This window comes from Streptomyces sp. NPDC001157 (genome assembly GCF_053598255.1).
Window position 1 is genome coordinate 53,578 of sequence record NZ_JBSFJW010000009.1, and the last position, 20,706, is coordinate 74,283.

Annotated in this window: 23 protein-coding genes; 15 read left to right on the forward strand and 8 right to left on the reverse strand. The window is 72.2% G+C overall.

Going from position 1 to position 20,706, the window contains the following annotated elements:
• Positions 1-80: 80 nt before the first annotated feature.
• The gene (locus ACWDAG_RS18555) at positions 81-1,445 is read right to left on the reverse strand and encodes a BadF/BadG/BcrA/BcrD ATPase family protein (RefSeq protein WP_450696657.1); all 1,365 of its coding nucleotides are present in this window, start codon (positions 1,443-1,445) and stop codon (positions 81-83) included.
• A gap of 15 nt (positions 1,446-1,460) precedes the next feature.
• On the opposite strand from ACWDAG_RS18555, the gene ACWDAG_RS18560 reads away from it, so the two are divergent.
• Positions 1,461-2,744, forward strand: coding sequence for a glycoside hydrolase 5 family protein (locus ACWDAG_RS18560; protein WP_450696658.1), 1,284 nt, complete (start codon positions 1,461-1,463; stop codon positions 2,742-2,744).
• Between the two features lie 64 nt (positions 2,745-2,808).
• Here the strand turns inward: ACWDAG_RS18560 and nagZ are convergent, their stop codons facing one another.
• On the reverse strand, positions 2,809-4,308 hold the full coding sequence (gene nagZ / locus ACWDAG_RS18565; RefSeq protein ID WP_450696659.1) for a beta-N-acetylhexosaminidase: 1,500 nt from the start codon (positions 4,306-4,308) through the stop codon (positions 2,809-2,811).
• A gap of 144 nt (positions 4,309-4,452) precedes the next feature.
• Here nagZ and ACWDAG_RS18570 point away from each other — a divergent pair, with 144 nt between their 5' ends.
• The 5 genes from ACWDAG_RS18570 to ACWDAG_RS18590 all read left to right on the forward strand — a co-directional run bounded on the left by ACWDAG_RS18570 (position 4,453) and on the right by ACWDAG_RS18590 (position 8,064).
• Positions 4,453-5,469 (forward strand): lysylphosphatidylglycerol synthase transmembrane domain-containing protein, encoded by a 1,017-nt coding sequence (locus ACWDAG_RS18570; RefSeq protein WP_450696660.1) that lies wholly within the window; start codon positions 4,453-4,455, stop codon positions 5,467-5,469.
• Positions 5,470-5,554: 85 nt separating this feature from the next.
• On the forward strand, positions 5,555-5,920 hold the full coding sequence (locus ACWDAG_RS18575; RefSeq protein ID WP_450696661.1) for a hypothetical protein: 366 nt from the start codon (positions 5,555-5,557) through the stop codon (positions 5,918-5,920).
• Between the two features lie 20 nt (positions 5,921-5,940).
• Positions 5,941-6,111: a hypothetical protein gene (locus ACWDAG_RS18580; RefSeq protein ID WP_450696662.1), complete on the forward strand. Its 171-nt coding sequence runs from the start codon at positions 5,941-5,943 to the stop codon at positions 6,109-6,111.
• A gap of 124 nt (positions 6,112-6,235) precedes the next feature.
• Positions 6,236-7,438, forward strand: a complete 1,203-nt coding sequence (locus ACWDAG_RS18585; RefSeq protein ID WP_450696663.1) for a hypothetical protein — start codon at positions 6,236-6,238, stop codon at positions 7,436-7,438.
• 86 nt (positions 7,439-7,524) lie between these two features.
• Positions 7,525-8,064 (forward strand): hypothetical protein, encoded by a 540-nt coding sequence (locus tag ACWDAG_RS18590; protein WP_450696664.1) that lies wholly within the window; start codon positions 7,525-7,527, stop codon positions 8,062-8,064.
• A 5-nt stretch (positions 8,065-8,069) separates the two neighbouring features.
• Here ACWDAG_RS18590 and msrB read toward each other — a convergent pair whose 3' ends face one another.
• The 4 genes from msrB to ACWDAG_RS18610 all read right to left on the reverse strand — a co-directional run bounded on the left by msrB (position 8,070) and on the right by ACWDAG_RS18610 (position 11,492).
• Positions 8,070-8,477 (reverse strand): peptide-methionine (R)-S-oxide reductase MsrB, encoded by a 408-nt coding sequence (gene msrB, locus ACWDAG_RS18595; protein WP_450696665.1) that lies wholly within the window; start codon positions 8,475-8,477, stop codon positions 8,070-8,072.
• 14 nt (positions 8,478-8,491) lie between these two features.
• Positions 8,492-9,880 (reverse strand): UDP-N-acetylmuramate--L-alanine ligase, encoded by a 1,389-nt coding sequence (murC, locus tag ACWDAG_RS18600; protein WP_450696666.1) that lies wholly within the window; start codon positions 9,878-9,880, stop codon positions 8,492-8,494.
• Positions 9,881-10,054: 174 nt separating this feature from the next.
• Positions 10,055-10,528, reverse strand: coding sequence for an indole-3-glycerol phosphate synthase (locus tag ACWDAG_RS18605; RefSeq protein WP_450696667.1), 474 nt, complete (start codon positions 10,526-10,528; stop codon positions 10,055-10,057).
• A 133-nt stretch (positions 10,529-10,661) separates the two neighbouring features.
• Positions 10,662-11,492: a pyrimidine reductase family protein gene (locus tag ACWDAG_RS18610; protein WP_450696668.1), complete on the reverse strand. Its 831-nt coding sequence runs from the start codon at positions 11,490-11,492 to the stop codon at positions 10,662-10,664.
• A 37-nt stretch (positions 11,493-11,529) separates the two neighbouring features.
• On the opposite strand from ACWDAG_RS18610, the gene zapE reads away from it, so the two are divergent.
• From zapE to ACWDAG_RS18650, 8 genes are all read left to right on the forward strand, one after another.
• Entirely contained in the window at positions 11,530-12,636 is a 1,107-nt protein-coding gene (gene zapE, locus ACWDAG_RS18615) for a cell division protein ZapE (RefSeq protein WP_450696669.1), read from the forward strand.
• A gap of 155 nt (positions 12,637-12,791) precedes the next feature.
• Positions 12,792-13,184 carry a hypothetical protein gene (locus ACWDAG_RS18620; protein ID WP_450696670.1) on the forward strand — a complete coding sequence of 131 codons (393 nt, stop codon included), beginning with the start codon at positions 12,792-12,794 and terminating at the stop codon, positions 13,182-13,184.
• An 87-nt stretch (positions 13,185-13,271) separates the two neighbouring features.
• A complete protein-coding gene (locus ACWDAG_RS18625) occupies positions 13,272-13,850 on the forward strand; it encodes a carbonic anhydrase (protein WP_450696671.1) in 579 nt (192 codons plus the stop codon).
• An 8-nt stretch (positions 13,851-13,858) separates the two neighbouring features.
• Positions 13,859-15,316: a SulP family inorganic anion transporter gene (locus tag ACWDAG_RS18630; RefSeq protein ID WP_450696672.1), complete on the forward strand. Its 1,458-nt coding sequence runs from the start codon at positions 13,859-13,861 to the stop codon at positions 15,314-15,316.
• Between the two features lie 101 nt (positions 15,317-15,417).
• The gene (locus ACWDAG_RS18635) at positions 15,418-16,218 is read left to right on the forward strand and encodes a slipin family protein (protein ID WP_450696673.1); all 801 of its coding nucleotides are present in this window, start codon (positions 15,418-15,420) and stop codon (positions 16,216-16,218) included.
• A gap of 285 nt (positions 16,219-16,503) precedes the next feature.
• On the forward strand, positions 16,504-17,055 hold the full coding sequence (locus ACWDAG_RS18640; protein WP_450696674.1) for a YbhB/YbcL family Raf kinase inhibitor-like protein: 552 nt from the start codon (positions 16,504-16,506) through the stop codon (positions 17,053-17,055).
• 71 nt (positions 17,056-17,126) lie between these two features.
• Positions 17,127-17,984, forward strand: a complete 858-nt coding sequence (locus ACWDAG_RS18645; RefSeq protein ID WP_450696675.1) for a polysaccharide deacetylase family protein — start codon at positions 17,127-17,129, stop codon at positions 17,982-17,984.
• 18 nt (positions 17,985-18,002) lie between these two features.
• On the forward strand, positions 18,003-18,182 hold the full coding sequence (locus ACWDAG_RS18650) for a hypothetical protein (protein WP_450696676.1): 180 nt from the start codon (positions 18,003-18,005) through the stop codon (positions 18,180-18,182).
• Positions 18,183-18,315: 133 nt separating this feature from the next.
• Here ACWDAG_RS18650 and ACWDAG_RS18655 read toward each other — a convergent pair whose 3' ends face one another.
• Positions 18,316-18,987: an ABC transporter gene (locus ACWDAG_RS18655; protein ID WP_450696677.1), complete on the reverse strand. Its 672-nt coding sequence runs from the start codon at positions 18,985-18,987 to the stop codon at positions 18,316-18,318.
• Positions 18,984-19,862, reverse strand: a complete 879-nt coding sequence (locus tag ACWDAG_RS18660) for an ABC transporter ATP-binding protein (RefSeq protein ID WP_450696678.1) — start codon at positions 19,860-19,862, stop codon at positions 18,984-18,986. The genes ACWDAG_RS18655 and ACWDAG_RS18660 overlap by 4 nt, the downstream gene beginning before the upstream one ends.
• A 53-nt stretch (positions 19,863-19,915) precedes the next feature.
• On the opposite strand from ACWDAG_RS18660, the gene ACWDAG_RS18665 reads away from it, so the two are divergent.
• Positions 19,916-20,632 carry an aminoacyl-tRNA hydrolase gene (locus ACWDAG_RS18665; RefSeq protein ID WP_450696679.1) on the forward strand — a complete coding sequence of 239 codons (717 nt, stop codon included), beginning with the start codon at positions 19,916-19,918 and terminating at the stop codon, positions 20,630-20,632.
• The last annotated feature ends 74 nt before the right edge of the window (positions 20,633-20,706 follow it).

A 20,706-nucleotide genomic window follows, 5' to 3' on the forward strand; every position in this document is an offset into this window, starting at 1 on the left:
GACGGGTCGGGCTGGGCCTCCCAGGTGCCACTCGGGCTTCGCGGGTGGTGTCCGTCCGGTTGCAGGGGCGGCGGTGTCGGTCACAGGAGGAGGCGGGCGAGGGATACGGAGCCTGCGCAGCCGTCGGCCACCCAGTCGAGGGTGAGGCCGAGGGCCTGGAGGCGGGTGGTGAGAGGGGCGGTGAGGGGGCCGCCGGGGCCGAGGAGGCCGCCGGTCGCGACCAGGCGCTCACCCGGCTGTGGGTCCAAAGCCCTTACGGTGTCGACCAGTTGACCTGCCGCATCGTCGAGGATCGCCTCGGCCACCGGGTCCTTCTCCCGGGCCGCCTCGGCCACCAGCGGAGCGAGCCGGGCCAGCCGGGTCGGGGGTTCGGCCATGACGACCGGGAGCAGATGCATGCGGTAGGCCTCGCGGTCGGCGAGTGACCAGACGGCGGAGCGGCCGTCCGGCTCTGCGGCGGGACGCGGCGTACGACCGAAGTCACCCTGCCGTCCGCCGGAACCACCGTCCGGCACTCCGGGGGTACGCGCCGTACGCCCAGGGTCGCCGAGCCGACCGCCGGAGGGCCCTTCCGGTACATCGGAGGCGTCGCCCGGCGCCGCGGGGGTACTGCGCGGCATGCCGGACGGATCCTCGTGCCGTCCATCGGAGCCGGCGTCAGGCACGCCTGAACGACGGCCACAGCCGGCATTCACGCCAGGATCGCCATGGGGCGCAGGAGGGCCAGAGCCACCGTGGGACCCTCCCCGGGTGGGCCCGCCGAGCGGCGCCCCGGGCTCCCTTCCCCCCGGCAGCACCCCCCGCGGCAGTCCCAGCGCGTGCCCCACCGCCGCGGCCAGGACGGTCGCCCCGCCCCGCCCGTCCGCCATCCGCAGGGCGGCCCTGACCGCCTCGCGGCCGATCCAGAAGCCGCTGCCGTCGTCGCCGAGGAGCCAGCCGTCGCCGTCGACGGTGGCCGTGCGGCGGCGGCCGGTGATGCGCATGGCGACCGCGCCCGTGCCCGCGACCAGGGCGAGGCCGTCGGCCGGGGTGCCGGGGGCGGAGGCGAAGGCCGCCTCGATGTCGCTGCTGATGCCGATCGAGCGGGTGGCGATGCCGAGCCGACGGAGGGCGGCGGTCAGGGCGGTGAGCGCGTTGAGGCGGCCGGGGTCGCCCTCCGTCGCCCCTGTGGCGCCCGCGAAGCCGCCGGCCACCGCCGCGACACGCCCCCGCGCGGACTCCGGCACCGCCCGGGCGACCGCCTCGGCGAGGTGGTCGGTGAGGCGGGGCAGCGGGACGGTGAGCGCGTTGCCCGGGCCGGCGGCGCCTTCGCCGAGCACCCGGCCGTCCGCCGCGGCGGCGAGGACCGCGCGGGTACGGGTGCCGCCGGCGTCGAGGCCGACCACCAGTTCCGGTTCACCGGAGTTCCGGTTGCCACCGGACTCCTGGTTGAAATCGTTATTCATCATCGACCATGGTGGTTGATACATTCAGCGAGGACAAGCCCCCGACCCCGGGAGGGTCGGCGCCCCGAGGAGGATCCCATCCCTACGCTCCGCTTCGGCGTCAACTACACGCCCCGCCGCGGCTGGTTCCACGCCTGGCACGACTTCGACCCGCGGCACGCCCGGGAGGACCTGGCCCAGATCGCCGGGCTGGGCATCGACCACATCCGGATCTTCCACCTCTGGCCGCTGCTCCAGCCCAACCGCACCCTCATCCGCACCGCCGCCGTCGACCAACTGACGCAGCTGGTGGACATCGCGGCCGAAGCCGGCCTCGACGTCATGGTGGACGGCGTGCAGGGCCATCTGTCCAGCTTCGACTTCTACCCGGAGTGGACCCGCAGCTGGCACCACCGCAACGTCTTCACCGACCCGGAGGCAGTCGAGGCGCAGGCCCAGCTGCTGCGCACGCTCGCCCACGCCCTCGCCGACCGCCCCAACCTGATCGGCCTCCAGCTCGGCAACGAGCTCAACAACCTGGTCGAGCACAACCCGGTGACGCCGGCCGAGGTCGACCACTACCTCGACACGCTGCTGGCGGCCACCCGCGAGGGCCTGCGCCCCGGGCAACTGGCCACGCACTCCGCGTACGACGCCGCCTGGTACGGCGACGACCACCCGTTCACGCCCGAGGCCTCGGCCCGCAAGGGCGATGTGACAACCGTCCACCCGTGGGTGTTCTCCGCCGACTGCGCCCGCCGCTACGGGCCCGCCTCCTTCGAGGTGCAGCACCTCGCCGAATACGGCACGGAACTCGCGAAGGCGTACGCCGACGATCCGTCCCGCCCCGTCTGGGTCCAGGAGACGGGCGCCCCCGAACCGCACATCCCGGCCCCCGACGCCCCGGACTTCGCCCGCGCCACCGTCCTCAACGCAGCCGACTGCCAAGGCCTTTGGGGCGTGACCTGGTGGTGCTCCCACGACGTGGACCGCTCACTGGCCGACTATCCGGAGCTTGAATACACCCTGGGCCTGTTCGACGCGGCGGGCCACCCCAAGCCGATCGCCACCGCTGTCGCGGAGACGATCGCCGAACTGCGGACAAAGCCCGTCTCCCCCCAACCCCGCACCGTCGCCCTGGTGTTGGACTGCACGCCCGCGACACGTTCCGTATCGGGTCCGGGCGGTGCGTACTTCGACGCGTGGATGCGGCTGCGCAAGCACGGCGAGCGCCCGGCGGTAGTGCTGGCGGAACGGGCGGACGACAAGGGGTACTTGACGACGCGGGGAATCAGGCAGACCGTACAACCAAGGGGCTGAGACAGCCCCCTCGTTTAGGGGCGCGGGGAACTGCGCGACCAGCCCCCACCGGCCCGCAGGTTCATCATGACGCTTCCAGCGGAGCTCCGAGCACCTCGGCCACGGCCCGCAGATTCACCCGTCCCCTGCCGAACGAGCAAAGGTCGCCCCCTTCCGGCAGCCCGGTATCCACCCGCACCGCATCCGGCCGCCAGGCCAACAGGGCTTCCCGGAACCGCGCCTGCCAGGGATGCAGCCGAGCATCACAAGTAGCTACGACCAACGGCGAAGCCGCAGAGATCCGCAGGATCCCCTCGACAAGAGCAGCCGGATCCGCCGGCTCCCCACTCACCGCCGTACCGCTCGCCGTGGGATCCACGGGCCGCAGCTCGGTCAGCAGGTCCTCGCCACCCCAGTTGAGGGCCGGGTGCGGCGGCGGGAAGAGGTCGACGACGTGCGCGCCGCGTACCGCACGCGGCAGCGCCCGGCTGCGTACGGCGCGCCGCGCCGCCTCCAGCCCGGCCCCGGCGTCCCAGGCGGCCACCACCCCGGCGGGCGTCGCATACCGCTGGACGAGCCGCCGCACCCGCCCGGCCGCCTCCCACACCCGCTCCTCGGACAGCCGGCCGGAGTCCACCGCGTCGAGCACGGCGTCCCGGCAGGCCAGGGTGACCTCCAGGTCCGGCACCGCGACGATCATCTGGTCGGCGCCCGCGGCGAGGGCTATGCGCGCGCCGGCCGCCTCGCCGTAGCGGTCGGCGATGGCCTTCATCTCCAGGGCGTCGCTGACCAGCACCCCGTCGAAGCCGAGGTCGTGGCGGAGCAGGTCGCCGAGGATGCGGCGGCTGAGGGTGGCGGGGCGGTTGGCGTCCAGCGCCGGGTAGACGACGTGGGCGCTCATCAGCATGGGCACGCCCGCGGCGACCGCCGCGCGGAACGGTTCCAGGTCGGCACGGAGTTCGTCGGCCGGGCGGGGGTCGACGGCGAGGTCGTGGTGGCTGTCGGTCTCGGTGCCGCCGTGCCCGGGGAAGTGCTTGGCGCAGGAGGCGATGCCACGGGCCTCGGTGGCGGTGATCCAGGCGTGCAGATGGCGGGCGGCGAGCTCGGGGTCGGCGCCGAAGGACCGGGTCCGCACGATCGGGTTGTCCGGCCGGCGCTGGAGGTCGGCGACGGGGGCGTACGAGGCGGTGATGCCGAGGGTGGCGAGGTGGCCGGCGAGGGCGTCGGCGCAGCGGGCGGTCAGGTTCGGGTCGTCGGCGACGCCGAGGGCGTAGGAGCCGGGGACCTCGGGGGCGGCCGCGCCGACCAGGTGACCGATGCCGCCGCCCTCGTTGTCGATGGCCACCAGCAGATCGGGGCGGATCGCCCGCAGCGCGTCGGTGAGCTCACGGACCTGTTCCGCGTCGCGCACGTTCCGGGTGAACAGGATGACGCCGCCGAGGCCGCGGTCGATGAGCCGCTTGAGGGTGTCGGGGAAGGTCGTCGTGCCCTCGAAGCCGGCGACGAGACAGCGGTGGACCGCCTCGTCCAGGTCGGAGGAGAGGGAGGACAGGGCCGGGCCCACGGACAGCTGCTCGGAGGTCACCCCAGGATTGTTCTGGCTTATTCATCCGCAAGTCAACACTTCATTGGATGAATGATTCATCGACCGGGTGGCCGTCGCCCGCCCGCCCGCGCCCCTTCGGCTCCCGGACACCACGGCGTCACACCCGGCGGGAACGGTTCCGCCGTGTCCCTGCTCCCGCTCGACGACGCCCCCGGCCGACTCCCCACGGCCCTCCCCTCACCCACCCCGTCCCCGCTCCGATTCTGCGCTCCCCGCCTGCTCCGCAGCTCCCTGGTCCTGCTCCCCCTGCTCGTGATCGGCGTGTGGGCTGCGGTCGACTGGCGGACCGTGTACGACGGCACCGCCCGGCTGGGTTCCGCCGACCCCTGGTGGCTGCTGGTCGCGCTGTTCTTCACCTGTCTGGGCTGGCTGGCCGCCCCCTGCATCCGGCAGGGCGCGCTGCCGGAGCGGCTCCCGGCCGGGCTGCTGATCGCTTCACAGTTCGCCGCCGGCGCCGCCAACCACGTACTGCCGGCCAGTATCGGAGCCCACGCCGTCACCCTGCGCTTCCTCCAGGGCCGCGGCATCCCCCTGGCCCGGGCCACCGCCTCGCTCGCCCTGTACTCGGCGGTCAAGCCGATCGCGAGGACGCTGGTGCTCCTCGTCTTCCTGGCCGCCTTCCCCGACGCGCTGCTGACCGGCAGACTCGTGCCGGACCGGCGGACGTCGCTCCTGGTCGCCGGCACGGTGGCCCTCGCCCTCGTCGCCACCGCTCTGCTCGTGACGGCCGTACGGCCGCTGCGCCGCCCCCTCCTCGACGCCCTGCGCTGCGCGCTCACCGACGTACGACTGCTGCACACCCGGCCCGCGCGGATCCTCGCCCTGTGGGGAGGGTCGGCCGCCGCCCCGCTGATCCAGGCGAGCGTGCTCTTCGCGGTCGGGGCGGCGCTCGGGCTGTCGCTGTCCTGGTTGCAGGTCACGTTCGCGTTCCTCGCCGCGAACACGGCGGTCGGGGCGGTGCCCGCACCGGGCGGCATCGGCCCCGTGGACGCGGCGGTCGTGTTCGCCATGGTCGCGCTCGGAGCACCCATGGACCTGTCGGCGACCGCCGTCATCGGCTACCGCGTCCTGACGGTCTGGCTGCCGCTGCTGCCGGGGGCGCTGGTGCTGTCGGCGCTGGTGCAGCGGAAGGTGCTGTGAGGACGCTGTCGGGCTTCGGCCGTTCTGGCTGTGGCGCGATGGATGTCCGACCGGTCGGACGTGCAGGGTGCCGGCGAGGACATGCGTGCCTGCTGTCGGGCGTGCGACCTGCACGATTCGCTACGAAGTGGACCAGTTGGGCGCCATGGCCGCACTCGGCATCGACCCGCCCGACCTGCTGCGGGCCCACTACCGCCGCTACGCGGGAACGGGGTCGGCCGAGCTGGTGGAACAGGGGTGGCGCTGGTACGAGGAGGTCCGCCGGGGGCGCCGCACAGGCCCGCCGTTCATCGCCCGGACCCTGACCGCGCTCCGCGCCCACCAGGACGCCGGGCACCTCACCGCCCTGGTCTCGAAGCCTTCACGCCCTGCCTGGCCCCGCTGCGCGAGGACCTGGGCGCCGACCTCGTCCTGGGCACCGAACCAGTGGTGGACTCGGAAGGGTGCCTGACCGGCGAGGTGCGTCACCCGATGACGGCGGCGGCCAAGGCCCGGGCCGTGGTCCGCGCCGCGGCCGAGTACGGCGCAGCGCCCCTGGACTGCTTCGGCCACGGCACCCGCACCGACGGTCTCGGCCTGCTCGCCTCTGTCGGCAACCCCACCGTCGTCGACGCCCGTACGGCCCCCGTGTCCCTCGTCTGAGGTCTGCTCGCGGTCCCGGACAGGCAACCCACCGCGCCGAGCCCCCCTCTACAGGGATGACCGGGTAGTGCCCGCGACCTCGGCCGTCCCGACGCCGGGGGCGGGCCGAGGGGGAGGACGGAACGTGCGGAAGCGGAAGACGGTGGCAGCCGTGCCCGGGGACGGGGCACGGATCGGCCGCATCGGCCGCTATCCACTGCGCCGGCACAACGCGCTGCTGGCCCTGTGGACGGTCGTCTGGTTCCTCGTGGCCGAACGCCATGGAGCCGTGTCCTGGCACTACCTGGTGCAGGGTCAGCAGCTGCTCTTCCACCAGGTCCCCGGCGGCGGCCTCGCCCTCTATGCCAACCACCCCGATCTGCAGATCGGCCCGGTCAGCTTCCTGGTCGCCGGGCTCTTCGCACCCTTCCCCGCCGAACTCGGCGAGAAGCTCGCCGACGCGTTCATGTCCGGCCTGGGTCTCTACATGCTGGTACTGGTCGGCCGCGCCGCCGCCGACCACTACCGGGGCACCGGGCTCAACCACAAGCGCCTCCAGCAGCGCGTACTGATCGCCGGGGCGGCCTTCATCCCCATGTGGGTGGAGGTCTCGGTGCGTTTCGCGCATCTGGACGACGTCCTGGCCCTGTTCTTCACCACCCTCGCCGTCCGCGCGCTGGTCCGCGGCAACGCGACGGCCGTCGGCGTCCTCCTGGCCCTCGCGGTGGACTCCAAGCCCTGGGCGGTCGGCTTCCTGCCCCTGCTGCTGGCGCTGCCGCGCCCCGCCCGGCTGCGCTCCGCCGCCTGGGCCGCCGGGCTGGTCGCGGTGGCGTGGCTGCCCTTCTACCTCACCCACCTGGACACCCTGGCCGCCGCCCGCTTCACGATCCCGAACCAGCCCGCCTCGGCCCTGCGCTGGTTCGGCGTGCACGACGCCGCCACCCCGTGGTGGGACCGCCCCGCCCAGATGGCCCTCGGTATCGCCCTGGGCGCCCTGGCCGTCCGCAGGCACCGCTGGCCGGCCGTCGTGCTGCTCGCCGCCGACGCCCGCATCGTCCTGGACCCGAGCGTGTACACGTACTACAACGCCTCGGTCCTCCTCGGCACCCTGATCTGGGACTCGATCGGCCAGCGCCGGCTGGTCCCCTGGGTCAGCTGGCTCGCCCTGATCTCCCTGTACGGCAGCGCCCTGCTCGTCCCCTCGGACTCCGCCCAGGGCCTCATACGCCTGGCCTTCGCGGCCGGTTCCGCCGCCTACGTCCTGTGCTGGCCCCAACGCCCACCGCGCAGCAGACGCCACGGCCGCAGGGCACCGGGCCGGGCGCAGATGCTGGTGGACCACCGCTGAACGGAAGCGGTGACTCCGCGCAGCGGGCGGGCAGAAATGCCCTGAGGCGGCCACCAAGGCCTCAACACCACTACGGGGGTGCTGACTTGACCGTCATCGTCGGCCTGGTTCACCGCAAGCGAGTCCATCTGGCCGGAGACTCCGCGGGCAGCAACGACTACCGGCTCACCATCTGCCGCGACCCCAAGGTCTTCATCAACGGACCCTACGTCCTCGGGTACACCACGTCCTTCCGCATGGGCCAGTTGCTGCACTACGCACTTGAGGCCCCGCACCCGGAGGGCGCCCTCTACCGCTTCATGGCCACGACCTTCGTCAACGCGGTCCGCACCTGCCTCAAGGACGGCGGCTGGGCGCGCAAGGAGTCCGAGCAGGAGCAGGCCGGCAGCTTCCTCGTGGGCATCCACGGCCGCCTCTTCGCCATCCACGGCGACTACCAGGTCAGCGAGTCCGCCGACGGGTACGCCGCGGTCGGCTGCGGCGACGAGTACGCCCTCGGCGCCCTCCACGCCACCGCCGGCCTCGGCATGAAGCCACGCGAACGCCTCACCGCCGCCCTGCGCGCCGCCGATCACCACAGCGGCGCCGTCGCGGCCCCCTACACGTACGTCAGGACGACGGACTAGGACGGTCAGCCCTCGTCAGCGGTCAGACGCAGGGAGATGGAGTTGATGCAGTACCGCTGGTCCGTGGGCGTCGCATACCCCTCGCCCTCGAAGACGTGCCCGAGATGCGACCCGCACCGCGCGCACCGCACCTCGGTGCGCACCATTCCGTGCGAGCGGTCCTCGATCAGCTCGACCGCGTCGGTGTCCTTCGGGTCGTAGAAGGACGGCCAGCCGCAGTGCGACTCGAACTTCGTGGTGGAGGTGAACAGTTCGGCGCCGCAGGCACGGCAGGAGTACACGCCCGTCGTCTTGGTGTCGGTGTACTCGCCCGTGAAGGCGGGCTCGGTCGCGGCCTGGCGCAGCACGGCGTACTCGGCCGGGGTCAGCTCCGCGCGCCACTGCTCGTCCGGCTTTTCGACGTCGTACGACATGAAGCTCAGCCCCTTTACTTCGCGAGACGGTCCAGGATGCGCGGTCCGAGGTCGGTGACGTCGCCCGCGCCCATGGTGAGAACGAGATCACCCGCCTTCGCCATTCCCGCCACGACCTCGGGCACCTCCGCCTTGTCGTGGACCGGCGTCACGTCCGCACCCGCGGCCCGTGCCGCCTCGATGATCAGCTCGCTCGTCACCCCGGGGATCGGGTCCTCGCGGGCCGGATAGATGTCGAGGACCACCGACGCGTCCGCGAGGGCCAGCGACTGCCCCATCTCCTTGCCGAGCTCCTGCGTCCGCGAGAACAGGTGCGGCTGGAACACGACCAGGATCCGCGCCTCGCCCGCCGCGGCGCGCATGGCCTCCAGGTCGGCGGTCATCTCCGTCGGGTGGTGGGCGTAGGAGTCGATGACCTGGACGCCGGCGGCCTCGCCCTTCAGCTGCAGACGGCGCTTCACCCCGGTGTACGCGGCCAGGGCCGGCGCCAGCTCGGCGGCGGGGACGCCCAGCGCCACGCCCGCGGCGAGCGCGGCCACGGCGTTGTGCGCGTAGTGACGTCCGGGCACGGAGACCGCGAAGGTGAGCTCCTGCCCGTCCAGCAGGACCGTGACCTCGCTCTTCAGCCCCTGCGGTACGACCGACAGGACCCGTACGTCGGCGTCCTCGGCCTCGCCGTACGTCACCGTCCGCACGGAACCGGCCAGCCGCCGGGTCAGCTCGCGCGCACCCTCGTGGTCGGAGGAGATCACCAGCGTGCCGCCCGGCACGATCCGTCCGGCGAACGTCTCGAAGGACTCGTAGATCTCGTCCATGGACGCGTAGTTGGCGTGGTGGTCGAGCTCGACGTTGAGGACGATCGCGACCTCGGGCGCGTACTTGTGGAAGCTGCGGTCCGATTCGTCGGCCTCGGCGACGAAGATGTCACCCTCGCCGTGCAGGGCGTTGGAGCCGGGCGCGTCCAGATCGCCGCCGATCGCGTACGACGGCTTCAGCCCCAGCTCGCTCAGCGAGACGGCCAGCATCGACGTCGTGGTCGTCTTGCCGTGTGTCCCGGCGACCGCGATCGGCCGCAGGCCGTCCATCAGCGCGGCAAGGGCGTCGGACCGGTGCACGACGGGGACACCGAGTTCGGCGGCCCGGGCCAGCTCCGGATTGTCCTTCCGGATCGCCGACGACACGACGACACAGCTGGCATCGTCGGCAAGATGCTCCGCCGCATGCCCGATGTGCACGGCCACACCCAGCGCCCGCAGCGCCTCAGCGGTCGCGGACTCCTTGGCATCACTACCGGCCACCTTGCCCCCACGCTGAGCAAGAATCTTCGCAATCCCCGACATTCCGGCCCCACCGATGCCGATGAAATGCGGTCGCTCCATGGCGGGGGGAAGGCCGGGTGCCATGCGTGTCTCCCTGTGCGTACAAATACGGCGGATGTTCAGCGCCCCAGCCTATTGCCTACGGCGACTGCACCCCCTCAAGGGGCGCGGGGCTGTATCGATGTGCGGCTCCGCCGCGTGGGCGCGACCAGCCACAACGCACCCGCAGCCGCAAACGCACCCGTCCCCCTACGGCGTCTAGGCCTTGCTGTGCGAGAACAGCTTCAGCACAGGCACCCCCACCTTGTGCCGAGCCCGAGAAGCCCAGTCCCGATGGAAGAACTCCTCCACGTAGTGGGGATCGGTGAGCACGATCACCTCATCGGCGTCGCTCTCGTCCACGAGAGCCTTCAACGCATCCAGCGGATGATCCTCGATCAGCCGCCCCTCCGCCTCGCTGCCCGCAGCATGCAGCGCCTGCAGCGACACCTCCAACGCCCGCTCCCCGAAGGGCCTCGCGGCCTCCCCTTCGGGGACATCCCGCTCGCGCGCGACCTCGTCCAGCTCGCCGAGCGCGACGTCGTCGATGGCCCGCAGCAGGCGGTCCGCCTGGTCGCCGCGGGGCTGGAGCAGCACATGGAAGGAGACCTCCTCGTCCCCGTGCAAGCTGGTGACGAACTCCACGTCTGCGGACGTCAGGGCCTTCTCGATCATCAATACGCTTGTGAACACCGGGCGCCCCTTCTGCGGAAACCATCCTGCCCCGTGATCTCACGGGGACTGCGAGATTCAGTGTGCCCGCCCCGAGCAAAGCGGAACGGTAGGTTCCGCCGTTTTCGGGACCGGCGGTACCGCTGAACGATTCTCAGGGCCGCTGGTAGCGGGTGAAGAGAAAACCCTCCTCCTCCAGCAGCGACGCGAGGACGAAGCGGTGCGGAACCGCGACCGACGGCCCGCCCGCGATGCGCTGCGCGTCACCGGCGGTGAGCATCGGGGAGACGGCGAGGCAGAGCTCGTCGAGCACCCCGGCCGCCACCAGCTGACCGAGCAGCCGTGGACCCCCCTCGGTCAGCAGCCGGGTGTATCCGAGCTCGCCCAGGGCCCGTACGGCGCGGGCGGGCTCCACGCCGACTCCGTCACCGGCGATCACCACCCGGGCTCCGGCCTTCTCCGCGGCGGCGACCCGGTCCGGGGCGGCCGCGGCGCCCGTGAGGACCAGAGTCGGCACCACCGGCGAGGTGAACAGCGGAAGGGAGAAGTCCAGGTCCAGGCTGGCGCTGACCACCGCGATGGCCGGCGCCGGCGGCTGCCCGGCCGCCTGCCGCAGCTCCGCGAACTCCGCACGCGCGCGTGCGGGCCGGTACCCCTCCTGACGTACCGTTTCCGCACCGACGACCACGACATCCGCCAGCCCGCGCAGGGTGCCGAAGATCCGCATGTCGGCCGCGCTGGAGATCGGCTGCGACCGGCCGTCGTGCTGGGCGGCCCCGTCGAGCGTGGAGACCATGTTCGCGCGCAGCCACGGGACGGGCCGTCCGCCGGCGGTGGGCTCGGGGTAGGCATAGGCGGCGGCGAGCTCGGCGAGGCTCCACTCGCGGTCGGCCGGGACTTCGGGAACACCGGCCACACCCTCCTCACCGGGAGGTCCAGGAGCTTTCGGCACTGTCTCGTCGGTCACAGGGAACAGGCGTCGCATGTCGTGCAGTCTGGCACGGCCCTTAGCATGGGGAACCGTGTCGTCCTCCCCTTCCGCCCCCGGCCTCAGCCCGATAGCCGACGCGGCCCCGCTGTCCCTGTGCGCCCGTGCGCCGCATGTCCCCGCGGACCGCCTGGTCGCCGAGATGGTGCCGCCGCCGCGCTTCGACTCGGTCCGCTTCAGCACCTACATCCCGGACCCGAACCAGCCCAGCCAGACCGAGGCCGTCCGCGTCCTCGAGGGCTTCGCGGCCGGGCTCGGCGGGGCGCACGCGGTAGGCGGCGGAAAGCGCGGCTTCCTCGGGTTCGGGAAGCCGAAGGCGCCGAAGATCCCGGCGGGCCCTCGCGGTGTCTACCTCGACGGCGGTTACGGCGTCGGCAAGACCCACCTGCTCGCCTCCCTCTGGCACGCCACCCCGGCGGAGCCCGCACTCAAGGCGTTCGGCACGTTCGTCGAGCTCACCAACCTGGTCGGCGCCCTGGGCTTCCAGCAGACCGTGCAGACGCTCAGCGGCCACCGTCTCCTGTGCATCGACGAGTTCGAGCTCGACGACCCCGGCGACACGGTCCTCGTGTCGACCCTGCTCGGCAGGCTGGTCGACGCCGGTGTGGCGCTCGCCGCCACCTCCAACACGCTTCCCGGCAAGCTCGGCGAGGGCCGTTTCGCGGCCGCCGACTTCCTGCGCGAGATCCAGGGCCTGTCCGCCCACTTCCGCGCCCTGCGCATCGACGGCGAGGACTACCGCCACCGCGGCCTGCCCAAGGCGCCGGCACCCTTCTCCGACGAGCAGGTGACGAAGACGGCGTACGCCACCCCGGGCGCCTCGCTGGACGACTTCCCGCACCTCCTCGACCACCTCGCCAAGGTCCACCCCAGCCGGTACGGCGCGCTGACCGACGGCCTGAAGGCGGTCTGCCTCACCGACGTCCGCCCCGTCCCCGACCAGTCGACGGCCCTGCGGCTGGTGGTGCTCGCGGACCGGCTCTACGACCGCGAGGTGCCGGTCCTGGCCTCCGGGCTGCCCTTCGACCGGCTGTTCAGCGAGGAGATGCTGAACGGCGGCTACCGCAAGAAGTACTTCCGGGCGATCTCCCGGCTCACCGCGCTGGCCCGAGACGGCAAGGGACTCGCCGAGAGCGACTAGTTCAGGCCACCCCACCAGCGCATTTCAGGCTCTCTTCAGCTGGAAACGTGAAGTTAACCCTGCAAACAACTTTGCAGGGTTAACGTGTTTCTTGACCGGTGATTGACCATTCCTTGGTTGATGCAAGAAGCTGAGCGGCAAGAAGGGGGGGGCACATGTTCCGAGGTACGACGACCCGTACGGCCCTGGCCCTGCTCGCCGCCGCCCTGCTTGCCCTCACCTTCTTCGCACCCACCACGTCCTTCGCAGCCGCGCACACGGTCCGTCATGCCGTAGCCAAGGATCTGCCCGGAACCAAACTCTCGGGCAAGGCGCTGCGTGACGAGGCCGCGACGTTCCGCGACTGCGGAGTCCCCGGGGCCCCGACCGGCCCCCTGCGCCCCCGCGAGCGTCATGTGAACACCGGATGCACGCCGGAGGAGCCCGAGCGCCAACTGACGGCGCAGGACCCGGCCTCCTTCCACATGCCGGTCGCGAACCGCGCCCATCATCTGTCGAGACCCTCGACATCCCACTCTCCGGCGGCACTTCAGGTCTTCCGCTGCTGAGAGAGAAGCAGAACAGCGCAGTCACCCCACACCTGTCCTGCCCACACCGACGCGCCGTCGCGGCGCGCCAGGAGGAGTCACCACATCATGCAGCCCCTCATCGACAACGCCCGTACGTTCGGACAGCGCCCTGAGGAGTTCGCCAAACTCGCCGAAGGCCAGTCCCCGCAGGTGCTGTTCATCACCTGCTCCGACTCCAGGGTCGTCCCGGCCCTGATCACCGGCGCCCGCCCGGGCGAGCTCTTCGAGCTGCGCACCGCTGGCAACATCGTCCCGCCGTTCGCCTCCGAGCACCCCACCAGCGAGGCGGCCACCATCGAGTACGCGGTGGAGGTGCTCGGGGTCGACGACATCGTCGTCTGCGGCCACTCGCACTGCGGCGCGGTCGGTGCCCTCGTGCGCGGCGACGACCTGACCGCCGTCCCCGCCGTGCGCGACTGGCTCGCGCACGCCACCCCGCGCCCGGCAGGCGCGGTCGAGGACCCGGCCGTCGCCGAGGGCGTACAGAGCCACGTCCTGACGCAGCTGCTGCGGCTGCGCTCGTACCCTTTCATCGAGAAGAAGCTGAAGGACCGTCAACTGTCGCTGCACGCCTGGTACTACGAGGTCCACACGGGCGCCGTCCTGGCGCACGACTCCGCCTCCGACGTCTTCAAGGCCCTGTGAGCGCCGTGATGACCAAATACCCTCACCTGCGGCAGGACTTCGCCGCCTCCCTGGTCGTCTTCCTGGTCGCGCTCCCGCTGTGCGTGGGCGTGGCCGTCGCCTCCGGTGTCCCGGCCGAACTCGGCCTGGTCACCGGCATAGTGGGCGGTGTCGTCACCGGTCTGATGCGGGGCAGCAGCCTGCAGGTCTCCGGGCCCGCGGCGGGTCTGACCGTCCTGGTCTTCGAGGCCGTGCAGGAATTCGGGCTGCCGGCCCTCGGCGTGATCGTCCTCGCCACCGGCGCGCTCCAGATCCTCATGGGCACCCTGAAGCTGGGCCGCTACTTCCGGGCCATCTCGGTCTCGGTCGTCGAGGGCATGCTGGCCGGCATCGGGCTCGTGCTGATCGCCGGGCAGCTGTACTCGATGGCGGACGCCAAGGCGCCCGCCTCCGGCCTGGCGAAGATAGCCGAGCTCCCCGGCGCGCTCTTCGACGCCGTCGGGAAGACGGACGCGCTCGCCTCGCTGCTCCTCGGCGCCGGCACCATCGCCGTACTCGTGCTGTGGAAGCGGATGCCGAAGCAGGTGCGCACGGTCCCCGGACCGCTCGCCGCGGTCGGTCTCGCGACCCTCGTCGCGCTGCTGTTCTCGCTGCCCGTCGCCACCGTCGAGGTGCAGGGTCTGCTGGGGTCCATTCAGCCGCCCCCGCTGAGCGCCTTCGGCGACCTCGCGAACATCGGTCTGCTCGGCACCATCGTCGCCTTCACCCTGATCGCGTCCGCCGAGTCGCTGTTCAGCGCGGCGGCCGTGGACCGGCTGCACGACGGGCCGCGTACCGAGTACGACAAGGAACTGATCGCGCAGGGCGCGGGCAACGCGCTGTGCGGTGTGCTCGGCGCGCTGCCGATGACCGCGGTCATCGTGCGCAGCGCGGCGAACGTCCAGGCGGGCGCGCGGACGAAGGCGTCCCGTGTGATGCACGGCGTGTGGCTGCTGCTGTTCGCGGCCCTGCTGCCGAGCATCCTCGGCTACATCCCGATCCCGGCTCTCGCGGGCATCCTGGTGTACTCCGGCGCCAAGCTGATCCCCGTGCGTGCGATCGTGTCGCTGTGGCGCGAGCACCGCGGCGAGGCGCTGATCCTCGTGGTCACGGCGGTGTCGATCGTCGCGGTCAGCATGTTCGAGGGCGTCCTCATCGGTCTGGCCCTCGCGGTCGTCAAGACCGCCTGGGAGGCCTCGCACATCAAGCTGGAGGTCGTCGACAAGGGCGCAGGCCCGGTCCAGGCGTACCTGTCGGGCAACGCGACCTTCCTGCGGCTGCCGAAGATCCTCGACAGTCTGGAGGCGCTGCCCCAGGACCGCCCGGTCGAGCTGGACCTGTCCGGGCTGCACCACCTCGACCACGCCTGCCGTACGGCCCTGGAGAACTGGGCAGAGCGGCACAGCGCGGTCGGCACCGAACCCGTGCGGGTCGTCACGGCCGCCTAGCTCACCGGTGGCTGGTCCCGGGTCCGTCGTGGCCCGGGACCAGCCACCGGGCATATCGTTACAGGAGCAGACATACCAGCCCTCTGACAGAGGGGGTCGTGATGGTTCCTGAGCTGGCGACGGCGGCCGTGGTGGCCGGTTCCGCGGGGATCGTCTACCTCGCCGCGGCGGCGAAGGTCGTCAAGCAGTTCGAGCGCGGGGTGGTCTTCCGCCTCGGACGGCTCGCCGGCGCCGTGCGGGAGCCCGGATTCACGATGATCATCCCGTTCGTGGACCGGCTCAACAAGGTGAACATGCAGATCGTCACGATGCCGGTGCCGGCCCAGGAGGGCATCACCCGGGACAACGTGACGGTGCGCGTGGACGCCGTCGTCTACTTCAGGGTGGTCGACGCGGCGAACGCGCTCGTCAAGGTCGAGGACTACAAGTTCGCGGTCTCGCAGATGGCACAGACGTCCCTGCGGTCGATCATCGGCAAGAGCGAGCTGGACGACCTGCTCTCCAACCGCGAGAAGCTCAACGAGGGACTGGAGCTGATGATCGACAGCCCGGCCGTCGGCTGGGGCGTGCAGGTCGACCGGGTCGAGATCAAGGACGTGTCCCTGCCGGACGCGATGAAGCGCTCCATGGCCCGCCAGGCCGAGGCCGACCGCGAGCGGCGGGCCCGCATCATCAACGCGGACGCCGAACTCCAGGCCTCCAAGAAGCTGGCCGAGGCGGCCAAGCAGATGTCCGATCAGCCCGCGGCGCTCCAGCTGCGGCTGCTGCAGACGGTGGTCGCGGTGGCCGCCGAGAAGAACTCGACGCTCGTGCTCCCCTTCCCGGTGGAGCTGCTGCGGTTCCTGGAACGCGCGCAGGAACACCAGCCGCCGTCCGCGCCGGACCACCAGATCGAGACGTGACACGCTGCTCCTGCGAGGGCGACCGGCTCCATCCGGCGAGGGCCGTTGCCCTCCGACCACGACGGCATGGCCGCACTGCCCGCAAGAGGCGGCCGCGCCCTTCGGTCTCTTCTGCCGCTTCCCGCCCAACGAGCCGGCCAGATCCGGCGATACGACCCAGCGGCGCGCCGCCAGACCGGGGGCGGCACCCTGGATGCCCCCGAGTGGGTCGGGTTCGCAGGCGTCACCTTCTGGCCCGACGGGCGCAGGTAGCGGGGGCACAAGGGCGCGGCTAGCGTTTCGTCCATGCAGCGCAGGCTCGTGATCGTCGCCGCAGCGGTGGCACTGGGGCTCACCTCGGGGTGCGGGGACGGCGGCGGTGGTACGTCCGTCCCCGCGCCCAGCGCCGCGCGGCGGATCACCGTGACGAGCAGCGCTTTCTCCGAGGGCGGTACCGTCCCCCGCCGCTACACCTGCGACGGCGAGGACGTCTCACCGCCGCTGGACATGTCCGGCGTCCCGGACACCGCCGCCGAACTGGTCGCGCTGGTCGAGGACCCGGATGCCCCGCACGGCACCTTCGTGCACTGGCTGATGTGGGGCATCGACCCGCACGACACCCACTGGGCCGCCGGAGAGGTACCCAAGGGCGCCACTCAGGGCCGCAACGGCTTCAAGAAGAACGCATACGGCGGCCCCTGCCCGCCCAAGGGCAGGCCCCACCGCTACGTCTTCTCGGTCTACGCCACCGACAAGGCCCTCACCCTGTCCGCCGACGCCACGGCCGACGACGTCAAACGCGCACTGACCGGCCGCACGGCGGCCTCCGGCGCCCTGACGGGCCGCTACGGGCGCTGATCGCCGGACGTCGACCACGGAGTGGTGCGGCGATACGCGATTCGCCCGTTTCATCCACTTATGTTCGTACGATGATCAGTCGAGTACGACTTGTACGTGTACGCCATGCAGCTGTCGCCTGTGCACTCGGCGCCGTGCTCACCGCCTGTGGCGCCTCCGACGCGCCTCACGCCGCTCATCCGGCACCCTCCGCGGCCTCCGCCGCCCCGTCCCGGCCCCCGACCCTCGCGCCCGGCCCCGCCGGTCTCACGCCCGTGTTCAAGAACGGTCCACGCACGCAGGGCAGAACGGTCGCCCTCACCTTCGATGCCGACATGACCGCCGACGAGGGGGCGCGGGCGGCGCGCGGCGAGCGGTTCGACAATCCGGAGCTGATCGCGACGCTGCGGGCGCTGAAGGTGCCGGCGACCGTGTTCATGACTGGGCGATGGGCGGACGAATACCCCGGGCAGGCACGGGCCCTCGGTCGGGATCCGCTCTTCGAGGTCGCCAACCACTCCTACAGCCACTACAGCTTCACCGGGGACTGCTACGGCCTGCCGACCGTCTCGGAGGACCGGATGCGCTCGGACGTGGAACGGGCGTACGCCGCGTTCCGCAGGGCCGGGGTGCCGGACGCGATGCCGTACTTCCGCTTCCCGGGCGGCTGTTACGACCGGCAGGCCCTGAAGGCACTGGCCGCGACCGGCGTCACCGCCGTGCAGTGGGACGTGGTGAGCGGCGACGCGTTCGCGACGGACGCGGACGCGGTGGCCCGGCAGGTGCTGGAGGGGGTGCGGCCGGGATCGGTCGTCGTCATGCACTGCACGCGCAGCGCGGCGCCGGTGACCGAGCGGGCGGTCCGCCAGATCGTGCCGGAGCTCCGCAGGAAGGGCTTCCGGTTCGTGAAGGTGTCCGAGCTGATCGGGGCCACGAGGGGGCGGCCGTGAGCGGCTTACGCTGGAGGTGTGAGCGAGGACTACGGCACCATCCGCGACGCGACGAAGCCGCCTGGGGCGGGAGGGCCGCCGTACGCCGAGTGCGTGCTGTGCCGCGAGCCGACCGAGTACCCGGAGTCGTACAAGGGGATCACTCTGTGCCCGGTGTGCGAGTGGCAGGAGGCTCAGCGCACCGCCTGCTCAGGATGACGGTCGGGACGTGAGACGCAGGCCGCCGCGTCCCGTAGGGGCGCGGGGCTGTATCGATATGCGGCTCCGCCGCGTGGGCACGACCAGCCCCCACCGGCCTGCAGGGGCATCACCCCGCCGGCGGAGCGCCGGCTCAGGGCGAGCGGCGGGACACGAGGGCGCAGGCCGCCGCGATCGCCGCCGCCGCGAGGACGGCTGCCGCGGCAAGCGGCACCAGGGGGACGGGGACCCTGCCCGACTGCGAGCCGGCGACCAGGCCGCTCACCGCCGCCTGCGCCGGTGAGCCCGTCGTCACCGCCGACAGCAGCGCCGTGAGCAGCATCGCCGGGACCGCCCGGCCGGGCGCGCGCAGCACCGGCCAGTTGGTGAGCGCACCGACGGCCGTGCCGAGCGCCGCGCAGGCCTGCGCGGCGAGGAGGCCGGCCGCGGCGGCCGGGAGCACTGCGATCCGGGTCCGGTGGTCCGTGCTCACGGGGGCGCTGATCAGGGTCACGACGAGGACCGCGGCCGTACCGAGTGCCGCCGCCGTGATCAGGCCCGCCAGCAGCCGGGCCAGATGTGCCCGCCCCGGCCCGGAGGCGGCGGCCACGCATGCGCGGGCGGCGGGCGGTTCGACGGTGACGCAGATCCGTACCAGCCAGGCGGCGACCGGCAGCAGGGCCGCGGCCGTGTATCCGAGCGAGTCGAGGACGGGCTGCCCGCTCTGCACACCGACGCCGAGGAACGCCGCGTACAGGATGACCGGCGGCAGCCAGCGCTGCGAGCGCAGGAGAAGGGCGGCCTGGTAGCGCAGGAGGGCGGTCATCGGCGGCTGTCCTTGTCGAGGCGGCCGTCGAGAGCATGCACGCTGACCACGTGCCACGGCGGGCGGGCCGTCAGCAGTGTGCGCAGCACCACGTCCGAGTGGGAGGCGAGGACGGTGAGGCGGTATGTGCCCGGCGCGGCCTCCTCCGCCGAGACGAGGGCGCCCAGTGCGTCGGTGGGCAACTGCCCACCCTGCGGGCCCTGCACCTCGACCACGACCTGCGGGCCGCTGTCGGCCGGTGCCGTGATCTCGCGGGTACGGCGTTCGAGGCCGCCGTCGCGCACGGTGTACGTGGTGTCGGGCGCGCCCGCCAGACGGCGCGGGTCGTGGTCGACGAAGACCACGGCACCCCCGGCCGCGGTGCGCTCGGCGACGGCCCGCTCCAGCTCGGTGCGGGCGGCGGCGTCCAGGCCGGTCCAGGCCTCGTCGAGGACGAGCAGCTCCGGCTCGGCGAGCAGTGCCTGCGCGACGGCGACCTTCTGGCTGCTGCCCTTCGACAGCTGGGCCATGGGGGTGCGGGCGTAGGCGGCTGCGCCGAAGCGGTCCAGCCACTCGCCCGCGGCGCGGGTCGCCGTGCGACGGGAGAGGCCGTGGATGGTGCCGAGGTGGGTGAGGTAGCCGTGCGCCGTGAACGGGAGGGCCGACGGGAAGCGTTCGGGGACGTACGCCGTGCGGGGGCGGCCGGTGATGCGGCCCTCGCTGGGAGCGTCCAGACCGGCCAGCAGGCGCAGGAGGGTGGACTTGCCGGTGCCGTTGGGTCCTTCGACGCGGGTCAGTGTGCCCGGCGTCACGGCGAGGTGGACGCCGCGTAGGACCCAGGGGCCGCGGATGCCGTAGCGGCGGCCGACGTTGTCGAGCCGGAGATCACATCGCATGGCGGCATCTTCGCAAAGTGGCACTGCCCGGCACCCCCTTAAGGTTGGCTGATGTGAGCCAAGAAGTGACGTCCGCCGCGGACAGCCCGTTCCGGTCCGAGCCCAACGAGCGCGATCAGGCGCCGCAGTTCGTGCTGCCTCTCGTCGTGCACATCGAGAAGGCCGCGCCGCCCGCCCGTACCGACGCTCTGGAGACCGCCGCCCGGGCCGTACTGGTCATGCTCAGCGACGAGCGGTCCCTCGGGGACGGGGAGTGGGCCCAAGTCATGCGGGACTGGCAGGACGCCCGGATCCGCAAGGTGGTGCGGCGCGCCCGCGGCGCCGAGTGGCGGCGGGCCGAGGCGCTGCCCGGGATCACGGTGAGCGGCAAGTCGGCGGAGGTACGGGTGTTTCCGCCCGTACCGCTCGACGGCTGGCCCAAGGACCTGGCCAAATTGCAGGTCTCCGGCACCGATCTCGACGACCCGGAGCCGCCGACGGCGGCGGATCCCGCGGTGCCCGTGCTGTGGCTCAACCCCGACCTCGACATGTCCGCCGGCAAGGCGATGGCACAGGCGGGACACGGTGCCCAACTGGCCTGGTGGGAGCTGTCGGACGAGGAGCGGGCGGCCTGGCGGGACGCGGGTTTCCCGCTCGCCGTACGGAGCGCCGATCCGGGCCGCTGGGGTCAACTGACCACGAGCGGGCTGCCGTTGGTGCGTGACGCGGGCTTCACGGAGATCGCGCCCGGCTCCTGCACGGTGGTGGCCGATCATCCGGCGCTGCGCTGACCCGAGGATGTACGGCGACCCACTACGGCTTTACCAGCCGTTTAGCTTTTTTCCTTTTGCTTGAACAACGCGGG

Excerpts from the sequence above, each read along its gene's own strand:
- ACWDAG_RS18555 (WP_450696657.1), bottom strand. The coding sequence starts at position 1,445 with ATGAATAACGATTTCAACCAGGAGTCCGGTGGCAACCGGAACTCCGGT.
- ACWDAG_RS18580 (WP_450696662.1), top strand. The coding sequence starts at position 5,941 with ATGACGGCGGCGGCCAAGGCCCGGGCCGTGGTCCGCGCCGCGGCCGAG.
- msrB (WP_450696665.1), bottom strand. The coding sequence starts at position 8,477 with ATGTCGTACGACGTCGAAAAGCCGGACGAGCAGTGGCGCGCGGAGCTG.
- murC (WP_450696666.1), bottom strand. The coding sequence starts at position 9,880 with ATGGCACCCGGCCTTCCCCCCGCCATGGAGCGACCGCATTTCATCGGC.
- ACWDAG_RS18610 (WP_450696668.1), bottom strand. The coding sequence starts at position 11,492 with ATGCGACGCCTGTTCCCTGTGACCGACGAGACAGTGCCGAAAGCTCCT.
- ACWDAG_RS18620 (WP_450696670.1), top strand. The coding sequence starts at position 12,792 with ATGTTCCGAGGTACGACGACCCGTACGGCCCTGGCCCTGCTCGCCGCC.
- ACWDAG_RS18625 (WP_450696671.1), top strand. The coding sequence starts at position 13,272 with ATGCAGCCCCTCATCGACAACGCCCGTACGTTCGGACAGCGCCCTGAG.
- ACWDAG_RS18630 (WP_450696672.1), top strand. The coding sequence starts at position 13,859 with ATGACCAAATACCCTCACCTGCGGCAGGACTTCGCCGCCTCCCTGGTC.
- ACWDAG_RS18635 (WP_450696673.1), top strand. The coding sequence starts at position 15,418 with ATGGTTCCTGAGCTGGCGACGGCGGCCGTGGTGGCCGGTTCCGCGGGG.
- ACWDAG_RS18640 (WP_450696674.1), top strand. The coding sequence starts at position 16,504 with ATGCAGCGCAGGCTCGTGATCGTCGCCGCAGCGGTGGCACTGGGGCTC.
- ACWDAG_RS18645 (WP_450696675.1), top strand. The coding sequence starts at position 17,127 with ATGATCAGTCGAGTACGACTTGTACGTGTACGCCATGCAGCTGTCGCC.
- ACWDAG_RS18655 (WP_450696677.1), bottom strand. The coding sequence starts at position 18,987 with ATGACCGCCCTCCTGCGCTACCAGGCCGCCCTTCTCCTGCGCTCGCAG.
- ACWDAG_RS18660 (WP_450696678.1), bottom strand. The coding sequence starts at position 19,862 with ATGCGATGTGATCTCCGGCTCGACAACGTCGGCCGCCGCTACGGCATC.